Annotated in this window: 24 protein-coding genes; all 24 read right to left on the bottom strand. The window is 64.3% G+C overall.

Annotation, left to right across the window (positions count from 1 at the left end; all coding sequences use genetic code 11):
* Nucleotides 1-8: 8 nt before the first annotated feature.
* The 24 genes from uvrC to efp all read right to left on the bottom strand — a co-directional run bounded on the left by uvrC (nt 9) and on the right by efp (nt 25,852).
* A complete protein-coding gene (gene uvrC / locus L8U58_RS02815) occupies nt 9-2,102 on the bottom strand; it encodes an excinuclease ABC subunit UvrC (protein WP_034976498.1) in 2,094 nt (697 codons plus the stop codon).
* Nucleotides 2,095-2,550, bottom strand: coding sequence for a PH domain-containing protein (locus L8U58_RS02810; protein ID WP_034981967.1), 456 nt, complete (start codon nt 2,548-2,550; stop codon nt 2,095-2,097). Before L8U58_RS02810 ends, uvrC begins: the two co-directional genes overlap by 8 nt.
* A 35-nt stretch (nt 2,551-2,585) precedes the next feature.
* Nucleotides 2,586-3,068 (bottom strand): 6,7-dimethyl-8-ribityllumazine synthase, encoded by a 483-nt coding sequence (gene ribH / locus L8U58_RS02805; RefSeq protein WP_269954644.1) that lies wholly within the window; start codon nt 3,066-3,068, stop codon nt 2,586-2,588.
* 53 nt (nt 3,069-3,121) lie between these two features.
* Complete coding sequence (locus L8U58_RS02800; RefSeq protein ID WP_034976494.1) at nt 3,122-4,372, bottom strand: bifunctional 3,4-dihydroxy-2-butanone-4-phosphate synthase/GTP cyclohydrolase II; 1,251 nt, start codon at nt 4,370-4,372, stop codon at nt 3,122-3,124.
* Nucleotides 4,373-4,391: 19 nt separating this feature from the next.
* Nucleotides 4,392-5,039 (bottom strand): riboflavin synthase, encoded by a 648-nt coding sequence (locus L8U58_RS02795; protein ID WP_269954643.1) that lies wholly within the window; start codon nt 5,037-5,039, stop codon nt 4,392-4,394.
* A 66-nt stretch (nt 5,040-5,105) separates the two neighbouring features.
* A complete protein-coding gene (gene ribD / locus L8U58_RS02790; protein WP_269954642.1) occupies nt 5,106-6,167 on the bottom strand; it encodes a bifunctional diaminohydroxyphosphoribosylaminopyrimidine deaminase/5-amino-6-(5-phosphoribosylamino)uracil reductase RibD in 1,062 nt (353 codons plus the stop codon).
* A gap of 4 nt (nt 6,168-6,171) precedes the next feature.
* On the bottom strand, nt 6,172-6,840 hold the full coding sequence (gene rpe, locus L8U58_RS02785) for a ribulose-phosphate 3-epimerase (RefSeq protein ID WP_034974433.1): 669 nt from the start codon (nt 6,838-6,840) through the stop codon (nt 6,172-6,174).
* Between the two features lie 37 nt (nt 6,841-6,877).
* Entirely contained in the window at nt 6,878-8,389 is a 1,512-nt protein-coding gene (locus L8U58_RS02780; RefSeq protein ID WP_269954641.1) for an RsmB/NOP family class I SAM-dependent RNA methyltransferase, read from the bottom strand.
* Between the two features lie 18 nt (nt 8,390-8,407).
* Complete coding sequence (gene fmt / locus L8U58_RS02775; protein WP_269954640.1) at nt 8,408-9,403, bottom strand: methionyl-tRNA formyltransferase; 996 nt, start codon at nt 9,401-9,403, stop codon at nt 8,408-8,410.
* Nucleotides 9,400-9,906, bottom strand: a complete 507-nt coding sequence (gene def, locus L8U58_RS02770; RefSeq protein WP_034981977.1) for a peptide deformylase — start codon at nt 9,904-9,906, stop codon at nt 9,400-9,402. The genes fmt and def overlap by 4 nt, the downstream gene beginning before the upstream one ends.
* An 11-nt stretch (nt 9,907-9,917) precedes the next feature.
* Complete coding sequence (locus L8U58_RS02765) at nt 9,918-11,981, bottom strand: primosomal protein N' (RefSeq protein ID WP_269954639.1); 2,064 nt, start codon at nt 11,979-11,981, stop codon at nt 9,918-9,920.
* A 30-nt stretch (nt 11,982-12,011) separates the two neighbouring features.
* On the bottom strand, nt 12,012-13,235 hold the full coding sequence (gene metK, locus L8U58_RS02760) for a methionine adenosyltransferase (RefSeq protein ID WP_035008198.1): 1,224 nt from the start codon (nt 13,233-13,235) through the stop codon (nt 12,012-12,014).
* A gap of 97 nt (nt 13,236-13,332) precedes the next feature.
* A complete protein-coding gene (gene coaBC / locus L8U58_RS02755; protein ID WP_043012128.1) occupies nt 13,333-14,589 on the bottom strand; it encodes a bifunctional phosphopantothenoylcysteine decarboxylase/phosphopantothenate--cysteine ligase CoaBC in 1,257 nt (418 codons plus the stop codon).
* A gap of 20 nt (nt 14,590-14,609) precedes the next feature.
* On the bottom strand, nt 14,610-14,891 hold the full coding sequence (gene rpoZ, locus L8U58_RS02750; protein WP_034968060.1) for a DNA-directed RNA polymerase subunit omega: 282 nt from the start codon (nt 14,889-14,891) through the stop codon (nt 14,610-14,612).
* Nucleotides 14,892-14,930: 39 nt separating this feature from the next.
* On the bottom strand, nt 14,931-15,506 hold the full coding sequence (gene gmk / locus L8U58_RS02745) for a guanylate kinase (protein WP_034968065.1): 576 nt from the start codon (nt 15,504-15,506) through the stop codon (nt 14,931-14,933).
* 2 nt (nt 15,507-15,508) lie between these two features.
* Entirely contained in the window at nt 15,509-15,829 is a 321-nt protein-coding gene (mihF, locus tag L8U58_RS02740; protein ID WP_034968069.1) for an integration host factor, actinobacterial type, read from the bottom strand.
* A 279-nt stretch (nt 15,830-16,108) separates the two neighbouring features.
* The gene (pyrF, locus tag L8U58_RS02735) at nt 16,109-16,933 is read right to left on the bottom strand and encodes an orotidine-5'-phosphate decarboxylase (protein ID WP_269954693.1); all 825 of its coding nucleotides are present in this window, start codon (nt 16,931-16,933) and stop codon (nt 16,109-16,111) included.
* 20 nt (nt 16,934-16,953) lie between these two features.
* Entirely contained in the window at nt 16,954-20,319 is a 3,366-nt protein-coding gene (carB, locus tag L8U58_RS02730; RefSeq protein ID WP_269954638.1) for a carbamoyl-phosphate synthase large subunit, read from the bottom strand.
* A 67-nt stretch (nt 20,320-20,386) separates the two neighbouring features.
* Nucleotides 20,387-21,523 carry a glutamine-hydrolyzing carbamoyl-phosphate synthase small subunit gene (gene carA / locus L8U58_RS02725; RefSeq protein WP_035001844.1) on the bottom strand — a complete coding sequence of 379 codons (1,137 nt, stop codon included), beginning with the start codon at nt 21,521-21,523 and terminating at the stop codon, nt 20,387-20,389.
* A 71-nt stretch (nt 21,524-21,594) separates the two neighbouring features.
* Nucleotides 21,595-22,947: a dihydroorotase gene (locus tag L8U58_RS02720; RefSeq protein ID WP_034976466.1), complete on the bottom strand. Its 1,353-nt coding sequence runs from the start codon at nt 22,945-22,947 to the stop codon at nt 21,595-21,597.
* 72 nt (nt 22,948-23,019) lie between these two features.
* A complete protein-coding gene (locus L8U58_RS02715) occupies nt 23,020-23,985 on the bottom strand; it encodes an aspartate carbamoyltransferase catalytic subunit (protein ID WP_034968087.1) in 966 nt (321 codons plus the stop codon).
* 3 nt (nt 23,986-23,988) lie between these two features.
* A complete protein-coding gene (pyrR, locus tag L8U58_RS02710) occupies nt 23,989-24,576 on the bottom strand; it encodes a bifunctional pyr operon transcriptional regulator/uracil phosphoribosyltransferase PyrR (protein ID WP_034976464.1) in 588 nt (195 codons plus the stop codon).
* A gap of 69 nt (nt 24,577-24,645) precedes the next feature.
* Nucleotides 24,646-25,266: a transcription antitermination factor NusB gene (gene nusB / locus L8U58_RS02705; protein WP_070551398.1), complete on the bottom strand. Its 621-nt coding sequence runs from the start codon at nt 25,264-25,266 to the stop codon at nt 24,646-24,648.
* A gap of 22 nt (nt 25,267-25,288) precedes the next feature.
* The gene (gene efp / locus L8U58_RS02700; protein ID WP_034968099.1) at nt 25,289-25,852 is read right to left on the bottom strand and encodes an elongation factor P; all 564 of its coding nucleotides are present in this window, start codon (nt 25,850-25,852) and stop codon (nt 25,289-25,291) included.
* Nucleotides 25,853-25,894 lie beyond the last annotated feature (42 nt).

Below are 25,894 nucleotides of genomic sequence, written 5' to 3'. Positions count from 1 at the left end.
CTCCGATCCTACCCAGCATTGAGGGCGTCGTGAATGAGTTGCGCCAACTTCGGCCCAAAGCCCGGTAATGCGGCGATGTCGTCCACACTGGCTTGCTTGACCTTGGCCACGGAGCCGAACTGCTTGACCAACTGCTGGCGCCTCTTTGACCCCAACCCCGGAACGTCGTCCAGCTTGCTGCGGCGCATCCGGGCGCTGCGCTGTTGACGGTGGAAGGTGATGGCGAAGCGGTGTGCCTCGTCGCGCAGGTTTTGCACCAGGTAGAGCGCGGGCGAGTTGCGGGGCACGATGATGGGGTATTCCTCGCCGGGAACCCAGATTTCCTCCAGGCGCTTAGCGATGCCAATGAGGGTCACATCCGTCACACCCAACTCATCCAGAACCTCTTGCGCAGCGTTGACCTGCGGCAGACCGCCGTCGACGACGAACAGCTGCGGTGGGTAGGCGAACCTGCGCTTCTCTGGGGCACTGCCCGTGCTGCCATCGCTGCCGCTGCTACCAGCACCGCCAGCGCTCTCTAGCTCCGCTTCGCCCTCTAATAGGTCTCCCCCGTCGTCACCCGCGGGCACCGCGGACTTGTCCTGCTGGTAACGCTTGAAGCGCCGCCGCACGACCTCCGCGATGGAGGCGACGTCGTCGGAATGCCCGTCGCCGGCGGCCTCGCGGATCTTGTACCGCCGGTAGTCTGACTTCTTCGGCAGTCCATCCTCAAAGACCACCAGGCTGGCCACCACGTCGGTGCCCTGGATATGGGAGATATCAGTGCACTCGATGCGCAGCGGAGATTCGTCCATCCACAGCGCCTCCTGCAGTTCCTTCAGGGCTGCCGAACGTGCCGTGATGTCGCCTGCCCGCTTTAGCTTGTGTTGGGCCAGCGCCTGTGTGGCATTGGTCTCCGCGGTGGTCATCAGCGCCTTCTTATCGCCCCGCTGGGGCACGCGGATCTGCACATTGGATCCGCGCAGGCTTGTCAGCCATTCCGCCAGGTCGGTGGACTCCTCCGGCAGCGTATGCACCAGGATCTCGCGGGGCACGGGCGTTACCTGCACGTCCCCCACCAGGTCGCCGAGGTCCTGTGTGGCGGCCGGGTTCATCGCGCGGGCGAGCTCCCGATCTACTTCCGGGCCCGAGGCGCCACCCACCTGCGTCTCCGTCGCCTTTGCCAGCTCGGCGGTCTCGCCGTAGAACTGGGTGATGAAGTCGGCGACCAGGCGTTCCTCGCTCAGATCCTCGCGCTCGACTACCCACCCGCGCTGTCCGTGGATCCGCCCGCCACGGACGTGGAAGATCTGCACCGCAGCCTCCAGCTCGTCGGCGACGAACGCGATCAGGTCCGCATCGGTCTTGTCCGAAAAGACGACCGCCTGCCGCTCCATGGATTTCTGCATGGCCTGCAGTTGGTCACGCAGCGCGGCGGCGCGCTCGAAGTCCAGGTCCTCGCTGGCCTGCTCCATTTCCTTGCGCACGCGGCGCAGCACGGGCTCAGTGTTGCCCGCCATGAAGCTAGAAAACTGATCGACCAGTGCGCGGTGGTTGGCGGGGGTGATCTTTCCTACGCACGGCGCACTGCACCTGTCGATGTAACCGAGCAGGCAGGGTCTTCCCAATGCTTCGTGACGCCTATACACCCCAGCCGTACACGTTCTGATCGGAAACACCCGTGTCAGCGACTCGAGGGTTTCGCGGATCGCCCACGCCTTGGGGTACGGCCCGAAGTAGCGCACGCCCTTGCGCCGGGGACCGCGGTACATGAACGCGCGCGGGATCTCCTCCTTCACGCTGATGGCCAGCATGGGGTAAGTCTTATCGTCCCGGTACATGACGTTGAACCGGGGGTTAAAGCGCTTGATCCAGGTGTATTCCAGGTTCAGCGCTTCCAACTCGCTGGACACGACGGTCCACTGGACGTGATTGGCGGATTGCACCATCGCGCGGGTCCGCGGATGCAGTTGATCCAGATCCTGGAAGTAATTAGATAGGCGCGCGCGTAGGTTCTTGGCTTTGCCTACGTAGATGACGCGCTCGGTGGCGTCCCGAAACGTGTAGACCCCAGGGTCGGTGGGGATGCTGCCTGGTTCTGGGCGGTAGGAAACGCTACTCATCGAAAGGCATGTAGCGATCCTCCAGCTGGCGGAAGTCCTCTACGCGCTGGGCGATCAGCTGCTTGTCGTAGATGTTCAGTGCCATCATCGGCACAAACTCAAAGTCGGGCAGCTCCAGGCGCGCCCACTTGGCCTCCTGGGGAAAGGACAGGCCGTGGATAATTTCCCACGGGTAGAACTGCCCGTTGACGATGTTGCGCACCTCCACGCCCTGGCTGTTGACCTTGACGTGGGGGCGGAGCAGGGACAGGGCGACGAAGGAGAACACCAGGCCGATGCCGATGAAGCCCCACTGGTCGGCGCTTGACACCGTCACTCCGGTATCTCCCACTGCAACGACGATGGCCATGAAGATGTGCACGGCCATGACCAGTACGACCAGGATCCACGCCAACTTCTTTAAGAAGGGCGAGGAAACCTCCAGCTCCCATTCATCCTTATCGCTCACGCCACCCAACCCTACTCTGTTGACACGGGGCAGCCCTAAACGCCCCGCTCGATCTGTCGTAGCACGAGTGCGGTGTGGATCGCCGCGACCGCCGCATCGTGCCCCTTATCTTCTTTGGCATTGACGCCGCCGGCACGGTCCACCGCCTGGGCGTGGTTGTCGACCGTCAACACGCCGTTGCCGACGGGCGTGCCCGAATCCATTCCCGCGCGTGTCAGCCCGTAGGTCACGGCATCGCAGACCACGCGGAAATGCTCGGTTTCGCCCTGAATCACACAGCCGTTCGCCACGACGGCGTCAAAACGTTTACATGCCGCGGCGACAGCGACCGGCAGCTCCAGGGCTCCGGCGACCCGCCACTGCGCTACCTGGGCGCCGGCCTGCTTGGCCGTCTCGATAGAGCGGGCGTGCAGAGCGTCGGTGATGTCCGCGTTCCAGGTTGCGCTGATCACCGCAACGCTCAAGCCTGCGGCCGAGCCTGCCTTGAGTTCGACATCAGCTACTCCGGTGTTTGCCATGGGGGTGCGGCTCCTTCTTCCAGGGGGTACGGGATCGGTCGGGGTGTGGGGGGTTAGTCCAGGGAATCCAGCTGGTGGCCCATCCGGTCGCGCTTGGTGCGCAGGTAGACCACGTTGTCCTCGTTGGCGTTGAGCTCCACGGGGATGCGCTTGGTGACGTCCACCCCGTGGCTGGCCAGGTCGTGGATCTTATCCGGGTTGTTCGAGATCAGTGCGACGGATTTCACCTGCAGATCCTTGAGGATCTGTGCAGCGGCGCTGTATTCGCGGGCGTCCACGGGCAGGCCTTGTTCGAGGTTGGCGTCCACCGTATCCAGGCCTTCGTCCTGCAGCACATAGGCGCGTAGCTTCGGCAGCAGGCCAATGCCGCGACCCTCGTGCCCTCGCAGGTAGATCAGCACGCCTCGCTCCTTGGCCTCGATGTAGTCCAGGGCCGCGGACAGCTGATCGCCGCAGTCACAGCGGCGGGATCCGAACACGTCACCGGTGAGGCACTCCGAGTGCACGCGCACCGGAACCGGGGTATCACCGGCCTCAGCGACAGAGACATCGCCCTTGACCAGCGCGACGTGCTCCGTGCCGTCGATGATGTTGACGTAGCCGATCGCGCGGAAATCTCCGTGGACGGTCGGCAGTCGGGTCTCCACCGCGCGTTCCAGGGTCTGGGTGTGGTGGCGGCGCCAATGCATCAGCTGTTCGATGCTGATCAGTGCCAGGTCGTGTTTGTCCGCGAAGCGGCGCAGCTCCGGCAGGCGGGCCATGGCCGTCGGGTCTTCCTCGGAGACGATCTCGCACAACGCGCCGGCGGGCGCCAGGTTGGCCGCGCGGGCTAGATCTACGGCGGCCTCGGTGTGGCCTTGGCGCACCAGTACTCCCCCGCGCTTGGCACGCAGAGGAACCACGTGGCCGGGGCGGTTGAAGGTTGCGGCGGTAGAGGAAGGGTCGGCCAGCAAGCGCACCGTACGGGCGCGGTCGGTGGCGCTGATGCCGGTATCCACGCCCTCGGCGGCGTCGACCGTAACGGTGTAGGCGGTACCGCGGACGTCTTCGTTGCGGGCGACCATGGGCGGCAGCCCCAGGCGGTCGCAGTCGGCGCTATCCATGCCCACGCACACGTAACCGGAGCTGTGGCGCACCATGAAGGCCATCAGTTCCGGGGTGGCCTTCTCTGCGGCAAAGATCAGGTCGCCTTCGTTTTCGCGGTTCTCGTCGTCGACCACGACCACCGCCTTGCCGGCGGCGATGTCGGAGATGGCGCGCTCGACGGAGTCCAGCTGGATGTTGTGTGTATCGCTTGTGCTCATCGGTGCTTAGCCTCTCGCTTTAATTCTGCTCGCCGAACTGGGCGAGCCTTTCGACGTACTTCGCCAGCACGTCGCACTCCACGTTCACTTGAGATCCCGGGTGCAGGTCGCCCAGCATAGTATCGGCCAGGGTCGTTGGAATGAGGGATACCTCGAACCAGTTGCCGGAACCCGATTCACCTGCACAATCTGTGGTGTCTGCGACCTCCGCGACCGTTAGCGACGTTCCGTTGATAGCCACCGAACCCTTCTTGGCCACGTAGCGTGCAAGCTGCGGATCGTTGAGCTGGAAGCGGAATACCTCCCAGTGCTCCGAGGGGCGGCGTTCTATGAGTTCGGCCGTGCCGTCGACATGTCCTTGCACGATGTGGCCGCCGAAGCGCTGACCGCTGGCCATGGCGCGTTCCACGTTCACGCGGTCGCCTGCGCGGACCTTTCCCAGCGCGCTGTAGTCGAGCGTCACCTGCATAACGTCGGCGGTGAACTCCGTTGGGTTGTCTCCCCCGCTCAGCTCCGCGACGGTGAGGCACACGCCGTTGATGGCGATGGAATCACCGCGCTTGGCGTCCCCCAGCACTGTCGGTGCTGTGAAGCGCATCCGCAGCGAGTCCCCTGCCACCTCGATCGCAGCGATGCGCCCGACCTCTTCAATGATTCCGGTGAACATGCGCGCTCCTTAGCTTTTATGTATGTGATTACATACACACTAGCCCACTGTGGGTTAACTCAAGCTTTAGGGGGTGCGCTGCGGTGCCGTCATCGTCCAGCGCACATCAGAACCGAAAACCTCCAGCTCACGCGGTACGAAGCGCCGGATGTCGCCGATAGTTTGGCCCAAGCTGTCGTCGCTGTTTCTTATGGACGCCACCCCCGCTCCCAACACCGCAGGGGCCGCGTAGTACTGCACCTCGTCCACCACGCCGGCGCTAACAAAGGCCGCTGCCACCCGGGAGCCACCTTCGACCAGCAGCGTCCGCACGTCCCGCTTCCACAACTCGTCCAGTACCTCGTGTACATCGCGGGTCTGCAGATGCAGCCCCTCGCCGGGGGCGGAGAACACCCGCGCATCGGCGGGGACTTCGCTGGTGCCCATGACGACCCGCAGGGGCTGCAGCTCCTCGGCGAAGGGTTCCCCGTTTCCGTCGCGGGCGGTGAGCCGCGGATTATCGGCGGCGATCGTTCCGGTGCCGACCAGGATCGCATCGCGGCGGGTCCTATCCCGGTGCGCGGCAATCCGCGCTTCCTCCCCGGTGATCCACTGGCTGGTCTTGTCCACCGCCGCCACTCGTCCGTCGACGGTCGAGGCGATCTTTAGGGCGACGTGCGGGCGCTGCTCGGCCATGGAAATCAGCCACGGCTCCACGCTGTACATCTCAGTCCACGCGGGCAGCTGCACGCTGCGGCCGGTGGGGTGCGGTAAGTAGGAGCCGATGACCTCCACGCCAGCCGCCCGGAGCGTAGCCGCCCCGCCCTCGGCCACGGGGTTCGGGTCGGCGAAGAGGAAGTCCACCCTCCGGATGCCGGCGCGGATGAGGGCTTCGGCGCACGGTCCGGTGCGGCCGGTGTGATTGCAGGGTTCCAGGGTGACGATCGCGCGCCCACCGCGTGCGCGATCCCCGGCCTGCTGCAGTGCCATCACCTCGGCGTGCGCCCCGCCGGGGCGCTGTGTGTAGCCGCGGCCTACCACTGCCCCGGCGGGATCCTCAATGACGGCGCCGACCGGCGGATTCGGGCTGGCTAGCTGGGCCGCCTGCCAGCCGAGGCGGTGGGCGTCATGAAAAAGCGAAAGATCCATCGGGCTACGATGCGCTGGCGCGAATAGCCTCCACCGCAGCGGCGGGGTCGTCCTTGCCGAACACGCTGGAACCGGCGACGAACACGTCCACGCCAGCGGCGGCGGACTCGGCTGCGGTCTCTGCCCCAATGCCGCCGTCAATTTCGATGAGAGTGTGCAGGCCGTCGGCATCGATGCGGCTGCGCAGGGCGCGGACCTTGTCCAGGACTTCAGGCATGAACTTCTGGCCGCCAAACCCGGGCTCCACACTCATGACCAGCACGAGGTCGAACTTATCCAGGTGATCCAGCAACGGCTCCACCGGGGTGTTGGGCTTGATAGAAATGCCTGCCATCGTCCCGTGGCCACGCAGCTTATCGGCCAGCGCGATCGCCGCATCCACATCTGCAACTGCCTCCAGGTGGAAGGTCACGGACTGGAAATCGTCAGCGTAGTCTTCCGCCCACTTCTCCGGGTTCTCGATCATCAGGTGCACGTCCAGGTGCTTATCCGTGTGCGGCAGCAGGGACTTCGCCACAGGCAGACCGAAGGAGAGGTTGGGGACGAAGTGGTTGTCCATCACGTCGATGTGCAGCCAGTCCGCGTTGGGCACGCGGGCGACATCGCTGGCCAGGTTGGCGAAGTCGGCGGCGAGGATGGACGGGGCGATCAGTGCGGTGCGGGGATTGGACATAGCCAGTGGCCTTTCTACTAAGTGTTAACCGGTGAAGTTAGTTGTCAGCGGGGCGCAAGGCGGCGAAGAACATGGCGTCCGTGCCGTGGATATGGGGCCACAGCTGCACGAAAGGCGCAGTGCGGTCGGTGTTGGTATCGGCCAGTTCGGGCAGAAACTCGGTGACGTCCAGGATCTCCGCACCCGTGCGGGCGGCGATGGAGCGGACAACCTCGCTGGTCTCCTGCGGATGTGGCGAGCAGGTGGAGTAGATCACCACGCCGCCGGGCGCGGTTGCAGCCAGGGCGGAGGTCAGCAGCTCGCGCTGCAGGGTAACCAGAGGGGCAATGTCCTTGGGGTCCTTGTTCCACCTGGCTTCGGGGCGGCGGCGGAGGGCGCCTAGACCGGAACATGGTGCATCGACAAGCACGCGTGCGAAGCCCTGCTCCGGGGCGTCGAGGTCCCGGATGGCCTCCAGCTTGCGTCCATCGCCCACGTGCACGTTAACAGGCAGGTCGCGGACGGTCTGCTGGATGAGCTTGGCGCGGTGCTCGGCGATCTCGATCGCGTCGACCTTAGCCTGCTCCGACAGGGCGACCGATGCGATAAAGGCGGTCTTTCCGCCCGGGCCTGCGCATAGGTCCAGCCAGCGCGCAGGCAGGTCAGCGGCCACGGGCACGCGGGTGGTGGCAAGGCCGATTAGCTGGGAGCCTTCGTCTTGCACGCTGGCCATGCCTTCGCGAACCGGGGCGATTTCCCCAGGTGCTCCGTCGTCCAGGTAGACGGCATAGGGAGAGTACTTGCCCTCCGTGCCGCCGGTGATCAGTGCTAGCTCTTCGCCGCTGATCTGTCCTGGGCGGGCGGCCAGGTGCACGATTGGGCGCGCATCGTCGGCGGCCAGGGCACGCTCCAGCTCCGCACGACCGGAGTCCGTCGTCGGGTCCACTCCCAGCGCGTCCGCGAACACCTCCGCGATCCATTCCGGGTGCGCGTTGCGCAGCGCCAGCGCGCCCAGGGAATCCCCTGGAGCCACGCGCTCGACCCATTGCTCTGGCTTTTTGCGCGTCAGCGCGCGCAGCACGCCGTTGACAAATCCAGAGGCCTGGCCCGCGCCAAAGGCCTTCACCAGCTCCACCGAGGTATTCACGGCGGCGTGGTTCTCCACGCGCGTGCGCAGGATCTGGTAGGCGCCCAGGCGCAGAGCATCCAGAGCGACCGAGTCGATCTTCTGAACCTCGCGCCCGGCCGCGTCCGCGATGATCGCGTCCAGCAGCCCACGTGCCCGCAGCGTGCCATAGGTCAGCTCGGTCGCAAATGCGGCGTCACGACCCTTGATTCCGGCTTCCCGCAGTGCCTTCGGCAGCGCAAGATTGCCGAAAGCATCGTCGACGGTCACCGCGCGCAGCACCCCAAAGACGACGTCCCGGACCTTGTCGCCCGATCCCTGGGAGCGGCTCTTGCGCTGCTTATGCGCGGGGCGACGTTGCTGGTAGCCCGTAGCGCGCGATGGCTTGTCCTTCTGTGTGTTGCCGCTGCGCGCCGACTCGGAGCGAGACCTAAAACCTGCCATGATCCTTGCGTACTTTCCCTAGTTGCTTTCCCGTGCGGTCTCTTGCCGCGCGCTAAACACGGGCTTCCCGGCCAGCAGCTCTTGTTGGCCACGTGCCCATGCCGCGGCCTCCATCATCTTCTTGCCCGGAGGCTGGATGCGGGTGATCTCTAGTGCTTCGGTCCCGGTGCCGACGAATACCTTTTTTGTTGACGCCCACATTTCCCCAGCGCCCAATCCAGTGACCTCGTTCGGGTCGGCTGGCAACAGCATGCCGATCTTGAAGCGCTGGCCGTCCAAGAGGGTCCACGCGCCCGGAGCTGGGGTGTGCGCGCGGGCAACTCGCTGGATGACTTCGGCGGGCTGGGACCAATCGATCTGCGCGTCGGCGGAGTGGATTTTCGGCGCGTGGGTGGCTTCTGCCTCGTCCTGCGGGGTCAGTTCGACCGTGCCCGCCTCCATGGCGACGAGGGTATCGGCCAGCAGTTCGCGGCCGGAATACGTCAGGCTAGCCAGCAGGTCGTCGGCGGTATCCTCCACGGCGATGGGCTGGGTGAGCTGTGCGGCGACCGGGCCCGTATCCAGGCCTTGCTCGATGCGGAAGATGGAAGCGCCGGTGGTCTCGTCACCCGCTGCCAGGGCGGCCTGTACCGGGGCGGCACCGCGCCACCGGGGTAGCAGTGAATAGTGAAGATTGACCCAGCCGTGTGCAAAAACGTCCAGGATGTCGGCGGGGATCAGGTTGCCGTAGGCGACGACGGCGCAGGCGCGCACCCCGTCCGCGGCCAGTTCGGACAGTACTGCCCTCGTCTCATCGCCGGGCTCGGTGCCGGCCTTCAGACTGGGCCATTTGTACGTCGGGATGGCGGCCTTCTCCGCGACTTCCGCGACCTTGGACGGGTGCAGGGTGCGGCCGCGGCCACGCTTGGCGTCCGGCTGAGTGATCACCGCGACCACTTCGAGGCGCTCGTCGGCGATGAGGTGCTCGAGGGCTACGGCAGCGGGTTCCGGGGTTCCGGCGAAGACGACTTTCACTGCTTGAACCACTCCGATTCGCGGATCTGGCGCATTGCCTCTCGGCGCTGTTCGGTGGACAGGTGCTCAATGAAAAGCACACCGTCCAGGTGATCCGTTTCGTGCTGCACGCAGCGTGCCATCAGGTCAGTGACCTCGCGGTCGACTTCTTCCCCATCCACGGTGGTGCCGCGCAGGCGCACGCGCAGTGCGCGGGTGACATCCCCGTGGACGTCCGGGATGGAAAGGCAGCCTTCGCCCCCGGTTTCGGTTTCCTCCCCGACGGCCTCCCAGGTGGGGTTGATGATGTGCCCACGATCCCCGTCACAGTCGTAGACGAAAATACGGCGGGTGATGCCAATCTGGTTGGCGGCCAGTCCCACCCCGCCGTAGTGATCCATGGTTTCCAGCATGTCTTCCACGAGCCGTCGGGTGCTCGCGTCCTGGATCTGTTCTTGTTTCATAGGATCTGCAACGGTCTTAAGTACCGGATCCCCGAAGTAGCGCATGTTTAGCACGGTCATGGTTATCCACCCTAACCGATACGCACGGGATCCATGACAACGCGTAACGCGTCCGGCTGGGGACCGCGACCGCTGCGGTGAATCGTGCGCACGGACTGTGCCCGGCGCAGCGCCTGCCCCAGTTCTGCTTGATGCTCGGCCGGTACCCGCACCAGCAGGCGCCGGGCGGACTGTCGGGCTTGGGGATCGTGGCTATCGATGCCTGCGGGCAGCCGCACTCCCTGGGGCAATTCCACTGGCCCCAGAGTCTCGGCGCCTTCCGGCAGCTCCCATCCGGCCTCCAGGTTCTCGATGGAGGCGACGGTGCCGTCGATCGCGGCCACACTATAGGCCGGCGGGAAGGCCGCTTCGGCGCGGTGGGCCAACTCCGCGCGGGCGGAACCCACCGGATCCCACCGAATGAGCTGCTGGGCCGTGGGCAGGTTCGCAGCCCCGGCGAAGATGACCTTTCCGCCTTCGGTGCGCGGAGCCACCAGCGCGGCCGCCTCCATCCAATGGCGTAGCGCAGTTTCCGCCGCCCGCAGATCTTGCCTTCCAAGCAGGATCCAAGGATCCACCAGAACCGCCGAACCGTACAGCCCGCCGTCCACCGTCGGCTCGGCGCCGGGGGTGGCAACGACTATGCTCTTGCGCAGCCTCACCTGATCGACCACGTTCTTGCCGCCGCTGGCGATGATCGGGATGCCGGGGAATGCTCGCCCCAGCTCCTCCACTGTCCTGTCGTGGCCGACCACCGCCAGGCGCACGCTATGGTTACCGCAGCTGGAGCAGGTAAATAGCCCTGCGGTCTGCCCACACCACCGGCACCTCGGCGGCGCGGCCTCGGCACTTGTAGGCAGCTCCAGGGGACCGTTGCAGTGCCGGCACCTCGCCGGGGTACGGCACTTCGCACAGCTCAACGCCGGGGCGTATCCCCGCCGGGGTACCTGCACCAGTGCGGGCACGTTGCGCTCCATGCACTCGCGGATCGCCTCGAATGCCATGGAGGGAATCCGCGCGCCCGGGGCATGCAGCTCCCTCTCGGTTGCCCCGTCGGTCTCCCCCAGCCCGCGGATCCACGGCATGGCCTCCCGCAGTACCTCCGGCAGCGGCGCCAGCGGGTACACCAGCTTCCTATCCACCCACTGCTGCACCTCCGCCGAGCGATGCACCCCGGCAATCAGCAGTCCCGAACCGGAGTGTTCGGCGTGCAGCGCTAGGGCCTCCCGCGCCTGGATATACGGCGCGCGCGGATCCACCAGGTTGTCGTCGGACTCCCCCACCAGCACCATCAGCCGTGGTTTCACCATTGGCAGCAGCGCCGCCGAGCGCGTGCCCACCACCACGCGCGCCTGCCCGGCCAGCACCGAAAGGTAGCGGCGGTATCGGGCGTTCGGGCCTATGGACGCCGTCATCTCCAGCACCTGTGCCGGGTTCATATGCTCTTTCAGGCCTGCTACCAGGCGATCTACCAGGCGCTGGTTGGGCGCTACCACCAGCACACTGCCGTCCGTATTCCAGGCCACGGCGGCTGCCACGGCCGCGATGAGCGTGGGGATGTCGCTGCCTGGGGGCGTCAACAGGCAAGAACGAGCAGGCTTTCCCGCGACGAGCGCGGATAGAAACGCCGTTCCGTGCGTATAGGGGGCAAGGGCGGTCTCGGCTGCCGCGTAGGACTGCGTGGCGGCCTCTTCGACGGACTGCAGCTTGGCACCCAGATCCTCCCAAGCCGCACCGTCCGCGAATAGCCCGGAGGCTTCGGCCGAGGCGTGGCGCGAAGGCACAACCGAACGCAGAATGTCGGAGCGCACCCCGGCGTAGCGATCGGCCAGGGTATTGACGAGCTCCCACAGTGGTTTCGGCAGCACGCGGATAGGGCTGATCACGCGTTCCAGCGGGCGCAGCTGACCGGGATGGTCACTGCGTCGACGACGTTCGATGAGGAAGGCATCGACCAGTCGGCCGGAAAAACGAACGCGGACACGCACACCCGGCTGGGCGTGGGCGTCCATGTCCTCGGGGACGGCGTAGTCGAAGAGCCGGTCGAGGTGCGGCACGCCCAGCAGCGGCAAGACGCGAGCGACGGGCTGTTCCACAGTGCCTTTATACCCCTTTCCCGGCGGGCGTTATTTCGCTGCGATGGCCTTCTGCAGTGCCTCTACCCGATCGGTGCGCTCCCACGGCAGATCCAGGTCGGTACGGCCAAAGTGGCCGTAAGCGCTGGTCTGGGCGTAGATCGGGCGCTTCAGGTCGAGTTCCCGCAGGATCGCGGCGGGGCGTAGGTCGAACACCTCGAGCACGGCAGCCTGGATGTCTTCCACCGGGGCCTTTTCCGTGCCGAAGGTTTCGACGTACAGGCCAACCGGGGTGGCGCGGCCGATGGCGTAAGCGACCTGCACCTCGGCGCGGTCGGCCAGGCCCGCGGCGACGATGTTCTTAGCTACCCAGCGCATGGCGTAGGCGGCGGAGCGGTCGACCTTGCTCGGGTCCTTGCCGGAGAATGCACCACCGCCGTGGCGAGCCATGCCGCCGTAGGTGTCGACGATGATCTTGCGTCCGGTCAGGCCCGCGTCCCCCATCGGACCGCCCAGCACGAAGGAACCGGAGGGGTTGACCAGCAGCGTGTAGTCGGTGTCGGCCAGGTTGCCGCTGAGTCCCGCCTCGTCCAGAACGTACTGCACAACATGGGTGCGGATCTGCTCGTGCAGCCACTCTTGCTCGATTCCGCCGTCGTGTTGGGTGGAGACGACGACGGTATCCAGGCGCACCGGGGTGCCTTCCGCGTCATAGGCGAAGGTCACCTGGGTCTTGCCATCGGGGCGCAGGTGGGGAACGATTCCCTTCTTGCGCACCTCGGTGAGGCGACGCGACAGGCGGTGGGCCAACGCGATGGGCAGCGGCATGTACTCCGGGGTCTCGTTGGTTGCGTAGCCGAACATCAGGCCTTGGTCGCCGGCGCCCAGGCGGTCGATCTCGTCCAGCTCGGTGCCGCCCTCCGCATCGTGGGAGCGGTGTTCCAGGGCGGTATCCACGCCCTGGGCGATTTCCTGCGACTGCTCGCCGATGGCCACGCTGACACCACAGGTGGAGCCGTCGAAGCCCATGTCGGAGCTGTTGAAACCGATCTCCAGCAGCGTCTTGCGCACCAGCGCGGGGATTTCCACGTAGGTGGTGGTGCGGATCTCGCCGACGACGTGCACCAGGCCGGTGGTGACGACGGTCTCTACCGCCACGCGCGCCTCGGGGTCCTTGGCTAGAAGTGCGTCGAGGATCTTGTCGGAGATCGCGTCGCAGATCTTGTCGGGGTGCCCTTCGGTGACGGATTCGCTGCTAAATAGGCGCAAAGACACGTGGATTTTTCCTTTTGTGTGGTCTTGACGGCAGTTGCCGTTTTTAGTTAATGGACACATACTAGACCAAGCTGTCTGTATTTGTCACGTAGCCGGTCTAGTTAGTCTCGCACACGGCTTTCCAGATGGCTGCAGCGACCCTCGTCTTCGGCCCCTGGGGAACCTCGATCACCTCGCCGCCCGGGCGCAAGATCCACCCCGCGCTATCAGGTTGCCCGAATACCTTGCCCTCGCCCACCGCGTTGCACATGAGCAGGTCACAGCCCTTCTTCTCAAGTTTCTTGCGGGCGAAATCCAGCGGTGTGCTCTCCGCATCGCCTGTCTCCGCGGCAAAGCCCACGATCTTCGTTGTGGACGCCACGTCTCCCCGGCTACGGGCCTCCACCACGCCGGCAAGGATGTCTGGGTTCTCCGTCAGATGAACTGTCGTCAGGTCAGCGTCCGAACCCTTCTTCATCTTCGACTCAGCGACCTCTGCAGGGCGATAGTCGGCCACCGCGGCGGCCATGACAACTACATCCGCAGTGCGCGCGTGTTCCATGACCGCGGCTTGCATCTGGCGGGCGGTCTTCACCCGCACGACCTCCGCCCCGCAAGGGGTAGGCAGGTTCTCCGTCACCCCCACGACAAGAGTGACGCGAGCGCCGCGCTGCGCTGCCACCTCCGCCAGCGCGTAGCCCTGGCGTCCGCTGGACGCATTGCCCAGATAACGCACCGGATCCAACGGCTCGTGGGTGCCACCGGCGCTGATGACCACCCGCTTGCCCTCCAGGTCGCGGCTGAACGCAGTACGATCTCCCAACACGGTGAGCGCCAGCTGGCCGATCTGCTCTGGCTCTGGCAGCCTCCCTGGACCGCTATCCGTTCCGGTCAGGCGGCCATGGGCGGGTTCCAGGACGGTGATCCCGTGCCGACGCAGCGTGGCGACGTTATCCACGGTGGCGGGATTCTCCCACATCTCAGTGTGCATAGCAGGCGCGAGCACCACCGGACATGTGGCGACCAGACAGCTGGCGGTAAGCAGGTCATCCGCGCGCCCGTGCGCGATACGCGCCATGAGGTCAGCAGTGGCGGGCGCTACGACGATCAGGTCTGCCTCTTGGCCGAGGCGTACGTGCTGGACCTCGTCGACGGCGTCAAAAACCTCGGTGGCGACAGGTTGACCCGATAGAGCCTCAAAGGTCGCAGCACCGACGAAGTTCAACGCCGAGCGAGTGGGAATAACGCGCACCTGGTGGCCCTGCTCGGTGAAGTAGCGGACCAGGTGAGCGGCCTTATATGCAGCAATGCCGCCCCCTACGCCGATAACGACGCGGAGCGGCTGTGTGCTTTCTTCAGCTGATGCAACGTTCACAACGACTCAGCCTAGCTGGTTTACCCCTCGGTGTGTTCCAACAGATCCCGATTGATCTCGCGCAGGGCGATAGACAGGGGCTTCTCGTGAACGTCCGGAGTAACCAGGGGACCAACGAACTCGAACACGCCCTCATCAACAGTCTGGAAGTAGTCGTTGATCTGGCGAGCACGCTTAGCTGCGAAGATGACCAAGGCGTACTTAGAGGAGACCTTCGTCAGCAGCTCGTCGATGGGTGGATTGGTGATGCCCACAGGAGGATCGAATACGGTCTCGTTCGCATTCACGTCCTGATTTTCCACGGTATGCACCTTCTTTGGTGGGTTGTTTGATTATGCGGGTTAGTTCTCTGGCTTAAGGAGGCTACTGATGGCGGCGACGGCCTGGTTCACGTCGTCGTTGACCACCACGTGGTCGAACTCCGACTGCGAAGCCATCTCCACCTTTGCTGTCTGCAGACGGCGCTTGATAACTTCCTCAGTTTCCGTGCCACGGCCAGTCAGTCGTTCCACCAGCGCCTCCCAGGATGGTGGCGCCAGGAAAACCGTCTGCACCTCCGGCAGCAGCTTTTTAACGTTGCGGGCGCCCTCCAGGTCAACCTCGACCAGTACGGGGCGGGATTCCGCTAGAGCGTCCTCGATGGGCTGACGGGGCGTGCCAGAGAGCTGCAGTCCGCCGTGAATTTCCGCCCATTCCAGCATTTTGCCGGCGGCGATGTTCTGTTCGAACTGCTCACGGGTGACGTAGATGTAGTCCTCACCGTCTACCTCCCCTGGCCGGGGATCGCGAGTCGTCATAGACACACTGAAGAACAGATCGGGAACATCACTGCGTAGCCGACGCACGACGGTGGACTTCCCCACCGCCGACGGACCTGCAAGTACGACGATCCGTCCGCTATTCAGGTCCTGGCTCAAAGCTATGCCTCGAAGCCGAAGTGCTCCAGCAGAGCGCGACGCTGACGGTCACCCAGGCCGCGGATACGACGGGTCTCGGCGATCTCCAGCTGCTCCATGATCTCCTTGGCCTTAACCTTGCCAACCTTCGGCAGGGAAACCAGCAGAGCAGAGACCTTCATCTTGCCCAGGGTCTCGTCGGTCTCAGCGTCCTTCAGGACCTGCTTCAGGTCGGTGCCGCCACGCTTCAGCTTCTCGCGCAGTTCTGCGCGTGCCTTGCGTGCCTCTGCTGCCTTCTTCAGCGCTTCTGCTCGCTGCTCATCGGTCAACTGGGGAAGTGCCACGGGTTCCTCCGTATGTAATGCTCGTAAAAAAATGAAAATTATCTGGTCATAACCAGCATGCTGTGGGTCCGAAAGGGTACGCCAAGCACCGCTGGATATTAAATTGTCTCGGTCTAATATGCCAACCTGACACACCGAGCCTATGTTCCTGACTACTGTACACGACCTCGTGAACTGCGATAAGCGCAGACAGGGCGCCGCAACGGCAGGCTCGAAACAACGCCCATCAGTGTATCACCTCTAGGCTGATAAACCAGCAAAAGACCCAGCTTATGGCCTCTAGAGGCGCAAGGTAGCGGCGTGCTCAACTACCGCCGCGCGGAGGGCGGCGACGTCCGGCCCTGCCTTGAGTACCCCACGGGAAACATTGGGCGATACCAGGCGCGCTGTCTGCTTTCCTCCAGCGATACGCCGCACATCCTCGATGGTGCCGCCCTGCGCACCGACGCCTGGCATCAGCACCATTCCGCCTACCCTATCCAGGCGGGGCGGTTGGGCTAGCGTGGCACCAACGACCACTCCGAGGTTGCCGGCCTGGCCGTGGACAGAGTTTTCCTCCGCCACCCGGTCGACGATGTGCTGTGCCAGGTTGGCCTCGGAGCCATGGAACAAAGAACGCTGCAGCTCAACGGCCTCCGGGTTGGAGGTTGCCGCCAGCACGATCACTCCCTTGCCGTGCTGTTCACCCAGTTCGATTACTGGACGCAGGGAATCGAAGCCCAGCCACGGGGAGACCGTCACAGCGTCACTGCTCAACGGCGAGTCCGGATCCAGCCACGCGCGAGCGTAACCCGCCATGGTGGAGCCAATGTCGCCGCGTTTCGCGTCGGCTACCACTAACACGCCAGCGCGACGCAGCTCCGCGATAGACTGCTCCAGTACAGCAAGACCTGCAGAACCGAACTGCTCATAGAAAGCCACCTGGGGTTTGACCACACAGGCGACGTCCGCAAAGGCCTCCACACAGATCTTGCTGAAGGCCTCCACGCCCTCGACATTCGCTGGCAGGCCCCAGGCCTCCAGGATGCTAAGGTGCGGATCCACTCCTACGCAGAGTTGGCCAAAGTTCTCGGCACGCTCGAGGAAACGCTCGCCGAAGGTCAGACGCTCGCCCGAACTTGCGGTCACGAGTGATCAACCTCCTGGATCGGGCGCACGGTAGGCTCCGCGCCCTGCAGCGCCTCGATGCCCTGCACCGCGGCAACAGCGCCCTGAACCGTGGTGATGCACGGCACGCCCATGTTGACGGCGGCAGAGCGAATGTCGTAGCCATCGTGACGCGCCCCGGCGGAGCCGGCTGGCGTGTTCAGAATCAGGTCAACGTCGCCGTCCTTGATCCAATCGCCAACGGTGCGCAGCGGGTTGCCATCGGTATCGACCAGCGGGGTGTTGTCAGCGGCAGCGCGGCGCTCGTCGGAGATCTTCGCCACAACCTCACACTCCACGCCGTTGCGACGCAGCATGGCTGCGGTGCCCTGGGTGGCCAGGATCTTGAAGCCCAGGGAGTACAGTCGCTGGATCGGAAGGATCAAGGTCCGCTTGTCGCGGTTCGCCACAGAGACGAAGACGGTGCCCTCGGTCGGCAGGTCGCCGGTGGCCTCCTGGGACTTGGCGAAGGCGGTGCCGAAGTCGTCGTCCAGACCCATGACCTCGCCGGTGGACTTCATCTCTGGGCTCAGCAGGGAATCCAGCACGTGGCCTTCCGGGCTACGGAAGCGGTTGAAAGGCATCACGGCTTCCTTCACGGCGATCGGGTGGCCCTGCGGCAGGGATCCGCCGTCGCGGTCGTGCGGCAGCACGCCTTCCTCGATCAGGTCGGAGATCTTCGTGCCCAGCATGATCCGGGCCGCTGCCTTGGACAGCTGCACGCCCGTGGCCTTGGATACGAAGGGAACGGTACGGGAGGCGCGGGGGTTGGCCTCGATGACGTACAGGATGTCGTCCTTCAGAGCGAACTGGACGTTCATCAGACCCTTTACACCAATACCGTGGGCCAGTGCTGCCGTTGCCTTACGCACCTTCTCGATGTCCTCGGAGCCCAGCGTCATCGGCGGGATGGCGCAAGCGGAGTCACCGGAGTGGATGCCGGCCTCCTCGATGTGCTCCATCACGCCCGCCAGGTACACGCTCTCGCCATCGCACAGCGCGTCGACGTCGATCTCGATGGCGGAATCCAGGAAGCGGTCAACCAATACCGGGTGATCGTCGGTGATCTCGGTGGCGCGCTGGATGTAGTCGGTCAGGCTTTCGTCGTCGTAGACGATTTCCATACCTCGACCACCCAGAACGTAGGAGGGGCGGACCAGTACCGGGAAGCCAATGCGGGCTGCCACATCGTGGGCCTCCTCAACGCTAGTGGCGGTGCCGAACTCCGGCGCAGGCAGGGCAGCCTTTTCCAGAACCTTGCCGAACTCGCCACGGTCTTCGGCCAGGTTGATGGCCTCCGGGGAGGTACCCACGACCGGCACGCCAGCGTCTGCCAGGCGCTGTGCCAAGCCCAGTGGCGTCTGGCCACCCAGCTGCACGATTACGCCAGCGATCTCGCCGGACTCGGCCTCGGCGTGGTAGACCTCCATGACGTCCTCGAAGGTCAGCGGCTCGAAGTACAGGCGGTCGGCCGTGTCGTAGTCGGTGGAGACCGTCTCTGGGTTGCAGTTGATCATCACGGTCTCGTAGCCCACACGGGACAGCTCCAGAGCTGCGTGCACACAGGAGTAGTCGAACTCGATGCCCTGGCCGATGCGGTTCGGGCCGGAGCCCAGGATAAGAACCTTCTTCTTGTCCGGCTGCGGTGCAACCTCGGACTCGGCGGCCGGGTCCAGCTCATAGGAGCTGTAGTGGTACGGGGTCTTCGCCTCGAACTCGGCAGCGCAGGTATCGACGGTCTTGAACACCGGGCGGATACCTTGTGCCCAACGGAGGGCGCGAACGCCGTCCTCCCCTGCCAGCTCCGGGCGCAGTGCTGCAATCTGCCTATCCGACAGACCCATGTACTTCGCTTCGCGGAGAAGGTCGACGTCCAAGACTGGGGCGTCGATAAGGCGCTGGCGGAACTCGACCAGACCGGCGAGCTCGTGCAGGAACCAGGGGTCGATGCCGGAGGCGGCGTAGACCTCCTCGACGGTGGCGCCCAGGCGCAGAGCGAGCTCCACGTCGTACATGCGCCCCTCGGTCGGGCGCTTCAGATCCTCCAGGACGGCCTGCTTGTCGGTGGCGCGCTCGCCGGCGAAAGCCTCGTCCGGGATGGTCCAGAAGCCCGCCTGCTTGGTCTCCAGGGAACGCATGACCTTGTTCAGGCCGGTGATGTAGTTGCGGCCGATGGCCATGGCCTCGCCCACGGACTTCATGGTGGTGGTCAGGGTGTCGTCGGCGCCGGGGAACTTCTCGAAGGCGAAGCGCGGAGCCTTGACGATAACGTAGTCGAGGGTCGGCTCGAAGGCAGCCGGGGTGACCTCGGTGATGTCGTTGCGGACCTCGTCCAGGGTGTAGCCGATGGCCAGCTTCGCGGCCAGCTTTGCGATCGGGAAGCCGGTGGCCTTGGAAGCCAGTGCGGAAGAACGGGACACGCGCGGGTTCATCTCAATGGTGATAATGCGCCCGTCCTTCGGGTTCACGGCGAACTGGATGTTGCAGCCGCCGGTGTCCACGCCGACCTCACGCAAGATGGCGATGCCCTGGTCGCGCATCACCTGGAACTCGCGGTCGGTCAGCGTCATGCTGGGGGCAACGGTCATGGAGTCGCCGGTGTGCACGCCGAGGGCGTCCACGTTTTCGATGGAGCAGACGACCACTACGTTGTCCTTGCCGTCGCGCATGAGCTCCAGCTCGAACTCCTTCCAGCCGAGGATGGACTCCTCGATCAACACGTTGGCCTCGGGCGACGCCGCCAGACCACCACCGGCGATGCGCTCCAGATCCTTTTCGTTAAAGGCCAGACCCGATCCCAGGCCACCCATGGTGAACGATGGGCGAACGACGACCGGCAGGCCCAGCTCTGCAACGGTCTCGTGGACCTCCTCCATGTTGTGGCACACGCGCGAACGGGCGGAATCGCCGCCGATCTTCGCAACGATGTCCTTGAACTTCTGGCGATCCTCGCCGCGCTCAATCGCTTCGATGTCTGCGCCGATCAGCTCAACGCCGTACTTATCCAGAATGCCCAGGCGATCCAGCTGGATCGCGGCGTTCAGTGCGGTCTGGCCACCGAGGGTCGCCAGGACAGCGTCGACCTTGTGGCCGGCCTCCTGCTCTTCCTGGAAGATCTTCTCGATGTACTTCGGGGAGATCGGCTCAATGTAGGTGTGATCGGCGAACTCCGGATCGGTCATGATCGTCGCCGGGTTCGAGTTGATCAGGGTGACGCGCAGCCCCTCTTCCTTCAACACGCGGCAGGCCTGGGTGCCGGAGTAATCGAACTCACAGGCCTGGCCGATAACGATCGGGCCGGAGCCGATGACGAGTACGTGGTTAATGTCTTCGCGACGTGGCATTGGTGTTTTCCCTACTATCCCTGTTGCTGAATCTTCTTCGTTAAAGATCTGTGTTGGCTGTTGGCTGCTAGCTGTTCTTTTCCAAGTTCTCCAGGAACTTATCGAACAGTGGGTTCGCGTCGTGCGGACCAGCTGCGGATTCCGGGTGGTATTGGACGGAGAACGCGCTGCCGTCCACCAGTGCCACGCCCTCGACCACATCGTCGTTGAGGCAAGTGTGGGTCACCTGCGCTTCGCCGAACGGGGTATCGAACTTCTCCAGTGGCTTGCCCTTCAGGGCGAAGCCGTGGTTCTGCGCCGTGATGTCGATCTTGCCGGTCTGGTGATCCAGCACCGGTACGTTGGTGCCACGGTGGCCGAACTTGAGCTTGTAGGTTTCCATCCCCAGCGCACGCCCCAGCAGCTGGTTGCCGAAGCAGATGCCGAAGAACGGGATCTTGGCTCCCAGGATCTTCTTCAGCTCGTCCACCGTCGCGTCGGCCGTCGCGGGGTCGCCCGGGCCGTTGGAGATGAACACGCCGGTCGCGTCGTACTCCCCCATCAGCTGCTGTACCTCTTCGAAGCTGGTGGTCGACGGAACCACCACGCTGCGCACGCCGCGCTTGGCGAACTCGCGAGGGGTGTTGGTCTTGATGCCCATGTCGTAGGCGATGATGGTGTGCTTGCGCTCGCCGTCTGCTTCCACAATGTAAAGCTCGTCGGTGCTGACGTCGCCAGACAGGTCCGCGCCGGCCATCGACGGTTGAGCCTGAACCTGGCTGATCATGTCGTCGTCGGAACTTAGGGCGTCACCACTAAAGATGCCTGCAGCAACCGAGCCCTTGTCGCGCAGGTGGCGGACAATCGCGCGGGTATCCACACCCTGGATACCGATGATGTCCTGGGCAATCATCTCCTCCGGCAGGCTGCGATTGGCCCGCCAGTTGCTCACGGAGCGGGACAGGTCGCGGATAACCAGCCCGGCCACCCAGATGTTGTCGCCGCGGGATTCGGAATCCTCGTCGTTCCAGCCCGTGTTGCCGATGTGCGGAGCGGTCGCCACGACAATCTGGCGGTGGTACGAGGGATCCGTCATGGTCTCCTGGTAGCCGGTCATGGCCGTCGTGAACACGGCCTCGCCGAGGGTGCGACCCGTCGCGCCGAATGCCCTGCCGCGGAAGATCTTCCCGTCGGCCAGAACCAGTGCTGCTGGGGTGTAGCTCATTGTGTCTCTTTCCTTAACTGTTGGACTGTTGTGTTCGGTTCTTCTTAGTGACGCCCACTCGTGGGTTCTTTCTACACTGATGAGCCGTTCCTACAGGTCACCTTGCCGCGCAACAGCGTTGTGCTGACCTTGACCGGCATATCCATGCCCTCGTATGGGGTGTTGTTGGCCTTGGAAGCCATGTCTTGGCCGCGAGCCACCCAGGACTGGTTCACATCCACGGCACATAGGTTCGCAGGCTCCCCGACCGCGATCGGGCGGCCGTGACCGGGCAGCTTGGTGATCTCTGCGGGGCGCTCGGACATGACCTTGGCCACGAAGCGCCAGTCCTGATCGCCGTCGATGACGAAGATCTTGGCGATCAGCGCCAGCGAAGTCTCGATTCCCAGCATGCCGGGGCGCGCCTGGTCGAACTCGCAGCACTTGTCCTCGGAACCGTGCGGAGCGTGGTCGGTGGCCACGCAGTCGACCGTGCCGTCGATCAGGGCGGCGCGCAGCGCCTCTACGTCGCGCTGTTCGCGCAGCGGCGGGTTCACGCGGTTCACACCGTCGTAGGTTTCCAGCCGTTCGTCGGTGAGCAGCAGGTGGTGCGGGGTGACCTCCGCAGTCAGCGGAATATCCTGTGCCTTTGCCCAGCGCAGCAGGTCAACGGTGCCTTCCGTAGAGGCGTGGCAGATGTGCAGGCGGCCGCCGTAGTCGCGGGCCATGATCGCGTCTCGGGCGACGATGGATTCCTCGGCGACGCGCGGCCAGCCACCCAGACCGAGTCGGGCGGCGGTCTCGCCCTCGTGTGCTACGGCGCCGATCGTCAGACGCGGCTCCTCGCAGTGCTGGGCCAGCAGTACGTCCATACCCTTGGAGTATTCGATTGCGCGGCGCATGAGGCGCGGATCGTCCACGCACTTGCCGTCGTCGGAGAACATGCGCACCCTCGCATCGGAATCGGCCATCATGCCGAACTCCGTGAGCTCTTTACCCTCCAAACCCTTGGAGATGGAACCGACCGGGTGCACATCGCACAGGTTCGTGTTCTGACCCTTGTACCAAACCATCTCGGCAATAGCGGGGTTGTCGGTGACCGGTGCGGTGTTCGCCATGGTGAACACCGCCGTGAACCCACCCTGGGCGGCCGCGGCGGATCCGGTAGCGATCGTCTCGGTATCCTCCCGCCCCGGTTCGCGCAGGTGTACGTGCATATCCACCAGGCCCGGCAGCAGCACCTGGCCGTCCAGATCCAGCACCTCTGCTCCTTCCGGTGCCTTGGCCGACAGGTCGCTGCCTATCTCTGCAATCACGCCGTCCTGCACCAGCACGTCCTGCTTGTCGCCCTCGCCGTAGATCAGCACGCCACGCAGCAGAACTGCATTATCGGCGCCGGTGGGGTGGCTGGCCAGCTCGCCGGTGGCCGGGTAATCGGAAGTCATGGTGGAAGTCCCTTTGTCGCTCGTTTTGGAGTTTGTCTGTGCCTTTGTGGGGATTGTGGCCATCGTGCGCCTCTAACCCTCTTCCCCAACCAGCAGGGTAAACAGCACCGCCATGCGCACGTGCACGCCTGCGGTGACCTGGTTCAGAACCACGGTCTGCGGTGCGTCTGCCACGTCGTAGTTGATCTCCATACCCCGCAGCATCGGGCCTGGGTGCATGATGATCGCACCCTCCTTCATCCGCTCTGCGCGAGCCTTAGACAGGCCATAGCGGGTGGCGTATTCGCGGTGCGAGGGGAAGAAGCCGCCGTTCATACGCTCGGCCTGCACGCGCAGCATCATCACGACATCCGCGTCTGCGATCTCGCTGTCGAAGTCGTAGCTGACTCGGACGCTGTCCTTGCCCCCGCCATTGCCAGCGCTGTTTCCAGAGCAGTTGCCCCAGTGCTCGATGCCCAAAGGCACCAGCGTCGGAGGCGCCACAAACACCACTTCCGCTCCCAGAGTCGTGAGCAGTTGGGCGTTCGAGCGCGCCACGCGGGAATGCAGGATATCGCCGACAATAACGACCTTCTTGCCGCTAATGTCCCCAATGCGGTTGCGCATCGTGGTGGCGTCCAAAAGAGCCTGGGTGGGGTGCTGGTTCGAACCGTCACCAGCGTTGATGACGGCCGTATCGCCCAGCCACCCCGCGACCTGACGCGCTGCGCCGGAGGACGGGTGGCGCATGATGATCGCGTCCGCGCCGACCGACTTCAGGGTCAGGGCAGTATCGCGGAGGGATTCGCCCTTCTTGACCGAAGAGCTGGAGGCGGAGATGTTGATGACGTCGGCGCTCATCCACTTACCCGCGGTCTCGAAGGAGGATCGCGTGCGGGTAGAGTTCTCATAGAACATGGTGAAGACGGTGCGACCGCGCAGCGTGGGCAGCTTCTTCATCTCGCGCCCCTCTAAAGCCTCGGCGAAGCGGTCGGCCTCGTCCATCAGCCCCAGAATCTCCGACTTGCTGAGGTCAGCAATGCTAATGAGGTGCTTCATGGGTTACTTGCTCCCTTCCCCGGTGGCCGCGTGGCGGTACAGAACCACGTTGTCCACGTCATCCAATTCGGCGAGGTTCACCGTTACGTCCTCGTCCGCTGCGGTGGGAATGTTCTTGCCCACGTAATCCGCGCGGATAGGCAACTTGCGGTGGCCGCGGTCGATCAGAACCGCCACCTGCACGGAATCCGGGCGACCAATGTCGGTCAGCGCGTCCAGAGCCGCGCGGATGGAACGCCCGCTATAGAGGACATCGTCTACCAGCACGACGGTGGTGCCGTCGATTCCTTCTGCGGGAACCTTGGTGGGTTTGAGGGCGCGGTGGGTCGTGGTGCGCAGATCATCACGGTGCAACGTGATATCCAGCGAGCCCTGGAAGACCTCCACCCCCGTAAAATGCTGGATCTTCTCGGCGAGACGCGCCGCGAGTGGCACTCCCCCCGATGGAATGCCAAGTAGAACTACGCGCCGGGAGTTCTGTCCGTCCAGCGCGGTCTTTTCAATAATCTGGTGCGCGATGCGCGCGACAGTACGGGAAACTTGATCTGCGTCGAGTAGGGTGACGCCAGCTTCCCCAGCCGTCGGGTTCATCGTGACCTCCTTTCCCGCCTCTCTGTGCGGTCCGTTAAAGGATGTCTACATTGTCCGACTGGCAGTTTATCACGCTTCGTTGGACTCGTTAATGACTCCGCCGAGAAGCTCGTCCAGATCGTCCTGGCCTGGTGTTTCGCTAGCGCCTGCAGCGCCTTCAGTACCTGCAGCGCCCGCGGCCGCCGCACGTTGTGCAGCCGCCGCATCTGCCAACTGCAGGTCGGCCTGTATCTGCAGATCCTTGTTGATGCCGTCCAACACCGCATGGATGTAGTTGGGCGCCTTGTCGTGCGAGTATTCGCTGGCCAGTTCAACGCCTTCGACGACGGCTACCTTGGCATCCACATCGTCGTTGAACTTCAGCTCCCAGGCCGCTACGCGCAGCACCGCACGGTCGACGGCAGGGAGACGATCCAGACGCCACTCGCTGGACAGGTGCAGCGCGATGGCCTCGTCCAGCGCATCTAGGTTCGTCGCCACGCCGGGCACGATCTGCTGGGTGTACTCCGGCACGGGCTTGACCTGGTTGGCTGCGTCCTTAGCCAGGGTGATGCGTTCCTCGACGATCTCGACCGGATCGATGTCGCGAAACTCGGCCTCGAAGAGGATGTCAACGGCGCGGCGACGTGCCTTGTAGCGCGCACCGTGGCGCTTGAAGGCACTCTTATCAGCTGTGTGTTCTTCAGTCATGGGGTGAAAAACGTTCGCTGGATTAGTTGCTGACGCGGGACAGGTACTCGCCGGTACGGGTATCGACCTTTAGTACGTTGCCGGTCTCGATGAACAGCGGAACCTGGATCTCTGCGCCGGTCTCCAGGGTTGCGGGCTTGGTACCACCGGTGGAGCGGTCACCCTGCAGGCCCGGATCGGTCTGCTCAACCTTCAGTTCGACGGCGACGGGCAGCTCGGCGAACAGCGGCTCGCCCTCGTGGAAGGAAACCTGCACGCTGGTGTTCTCCAGCAGGAACTTGGCGCCATCGCCCATCAGGTGCGGGGCCAGCTCGACCTGGTCGTAGGTCTTCTCGTCCATCAGAACGAAGCTGGTGCCGTCGTTGTACAGGTAGGTCATGTCGCGACGGTCGACGGTAGCGGTCTCCACCTTGACGCCTGCGTTCCAGGTCTTGTCAACAGTCTTGCCGGAGACGACATCCTTGAGCTTCGTGCGCACGAATGCGGGGCCCTTGCCCGGCTTTACGTGCTGGAATTCGACGATCTGCTGCAGCTTGCCGTCAACCTTGAGGACAAGGCCGTTCTTGAAGTCAGCGGTGGTTGCCACGAATGGTCTCCTTGTATTGGGATATAGGGTTCAAAAAAAATT

The organism is Corynebacterium macclintockiae (assembly GCF_027570165.1).
In the GTDB taxonomy this organism is placed as follows: Bacteria; Actinomycetota; Actinomycetes; order Mycobacteriales; family Mycobacteriaceae; genus Corynebacterium; species Corynebacterium macclintockiae.
Note: the sequence above shows the minus strand (reverse complement) of the source record. Positions and strands in the feature narration are given on the sequence as shown.

What these genes read in the sequence shown, in the direction of transcription:
- uvrC (WP_034976498.1), bottom strand. Translation starts at nt 2,102, where the DNA reads ATGAGTAGCGTTTCCTACCGCCCAGAACCAGGCAGCATCCCCACCGAC.
- ribH (WP_269954644.1), bottom strand. Translation starts at nt 3,068, where the DNA reads ATGGCAAACACCGGAGTAGCTGATGTCGAACTCAAGGCAGGCTCGGCC.
- L8U58_RS02800 (WP_034976494.1), bottom strand. Translation starts at nt 4,372, where the DNA reads ATGAGCACAAGCGATACACACAACATCCAGCTGGACTCCGTCGAGCGC.
- L8U58_RS02795 (WP_269954643.1), bottom strand. Translation starts at nt 5,039, where the DNA reads ATGTTCACCGGAATCATTGAAGAGGTCGGGCGCATCGCTGCGATCGAG.
- ribD (WP_269954642.1), bottom strand. Translation starts at nt 6,167, where the DNA reads ATGGATCTTTCGCTTTTTCATGACGCCCACCGCCTCGGCTGGCAGGCG.
- rpe (WP_034974433.1), bottom strand. Translation starts at nt 6,840, where the DNA reads ATGTCCAATCCCCGCACCGCACTGATCGCCCCGTCCATCCTCGCCGCC.
- L8U58_RS02780 (WP_269954641.1), bottom strand. Translation starts at nt 8,389, where the DNA reads ATGGCAGGTTTTAGGTCTCGCTCCGAGTCGGCGCGCAGCGGCAACACA.
- def (WP_034981977.1), bottom strand. Translation starts at nt 9,906, where the DNA reads ATGACCGTGCTAAACATGCGCTACTTCGGGGATCCGGTACTTAAGACC.
- carB (WP_269954638.1), bottom strand. Translation starts at nt 20,319, where the DNA reads ATGCCACGTCGCGAAGACATTAACCACGTACTCGTCATCGGCTCCGGC.
- carA (WP_035001844.1), bottom strand. Translation starts at nt 21,523, where the DNA reads ATGAGCTACACCCCAGCAGCACTGGTTCTGGCCGACGGGAAGATCTTC.
- L8U58_RS02720 (WP_034976466.1), bottom strand. Translation starts at nt 22,947, where the DNA reads ATGACTTCCGATTACCCGGCCACCGGCGAGCTGGCCAGCCACCCCACC.
- L8U58_RS02715 (WP_034968087.1), bottom strand. Translation starts at nt 23,985, where the DNA reads ATGAAGCACCTCATTAGCATTGCTGACCTCAGCAAGTCGGAGATTCTG.
- pyrR (WP_034976464.1), bottom strand. Translation starts at nt 24,576, where the DNA reads ATGAACCCGACGGCTGGGGAAGCTGGCGTCACCCTACTCGACGCAGAT.
- nusB (WP_070551398.1), bottom strand. Translation starts at nt 25,266, where the DNA reads ATGACTGAAGAACACACAGCTGATAAGAGTGCCTTCAAGCGCCACGGT.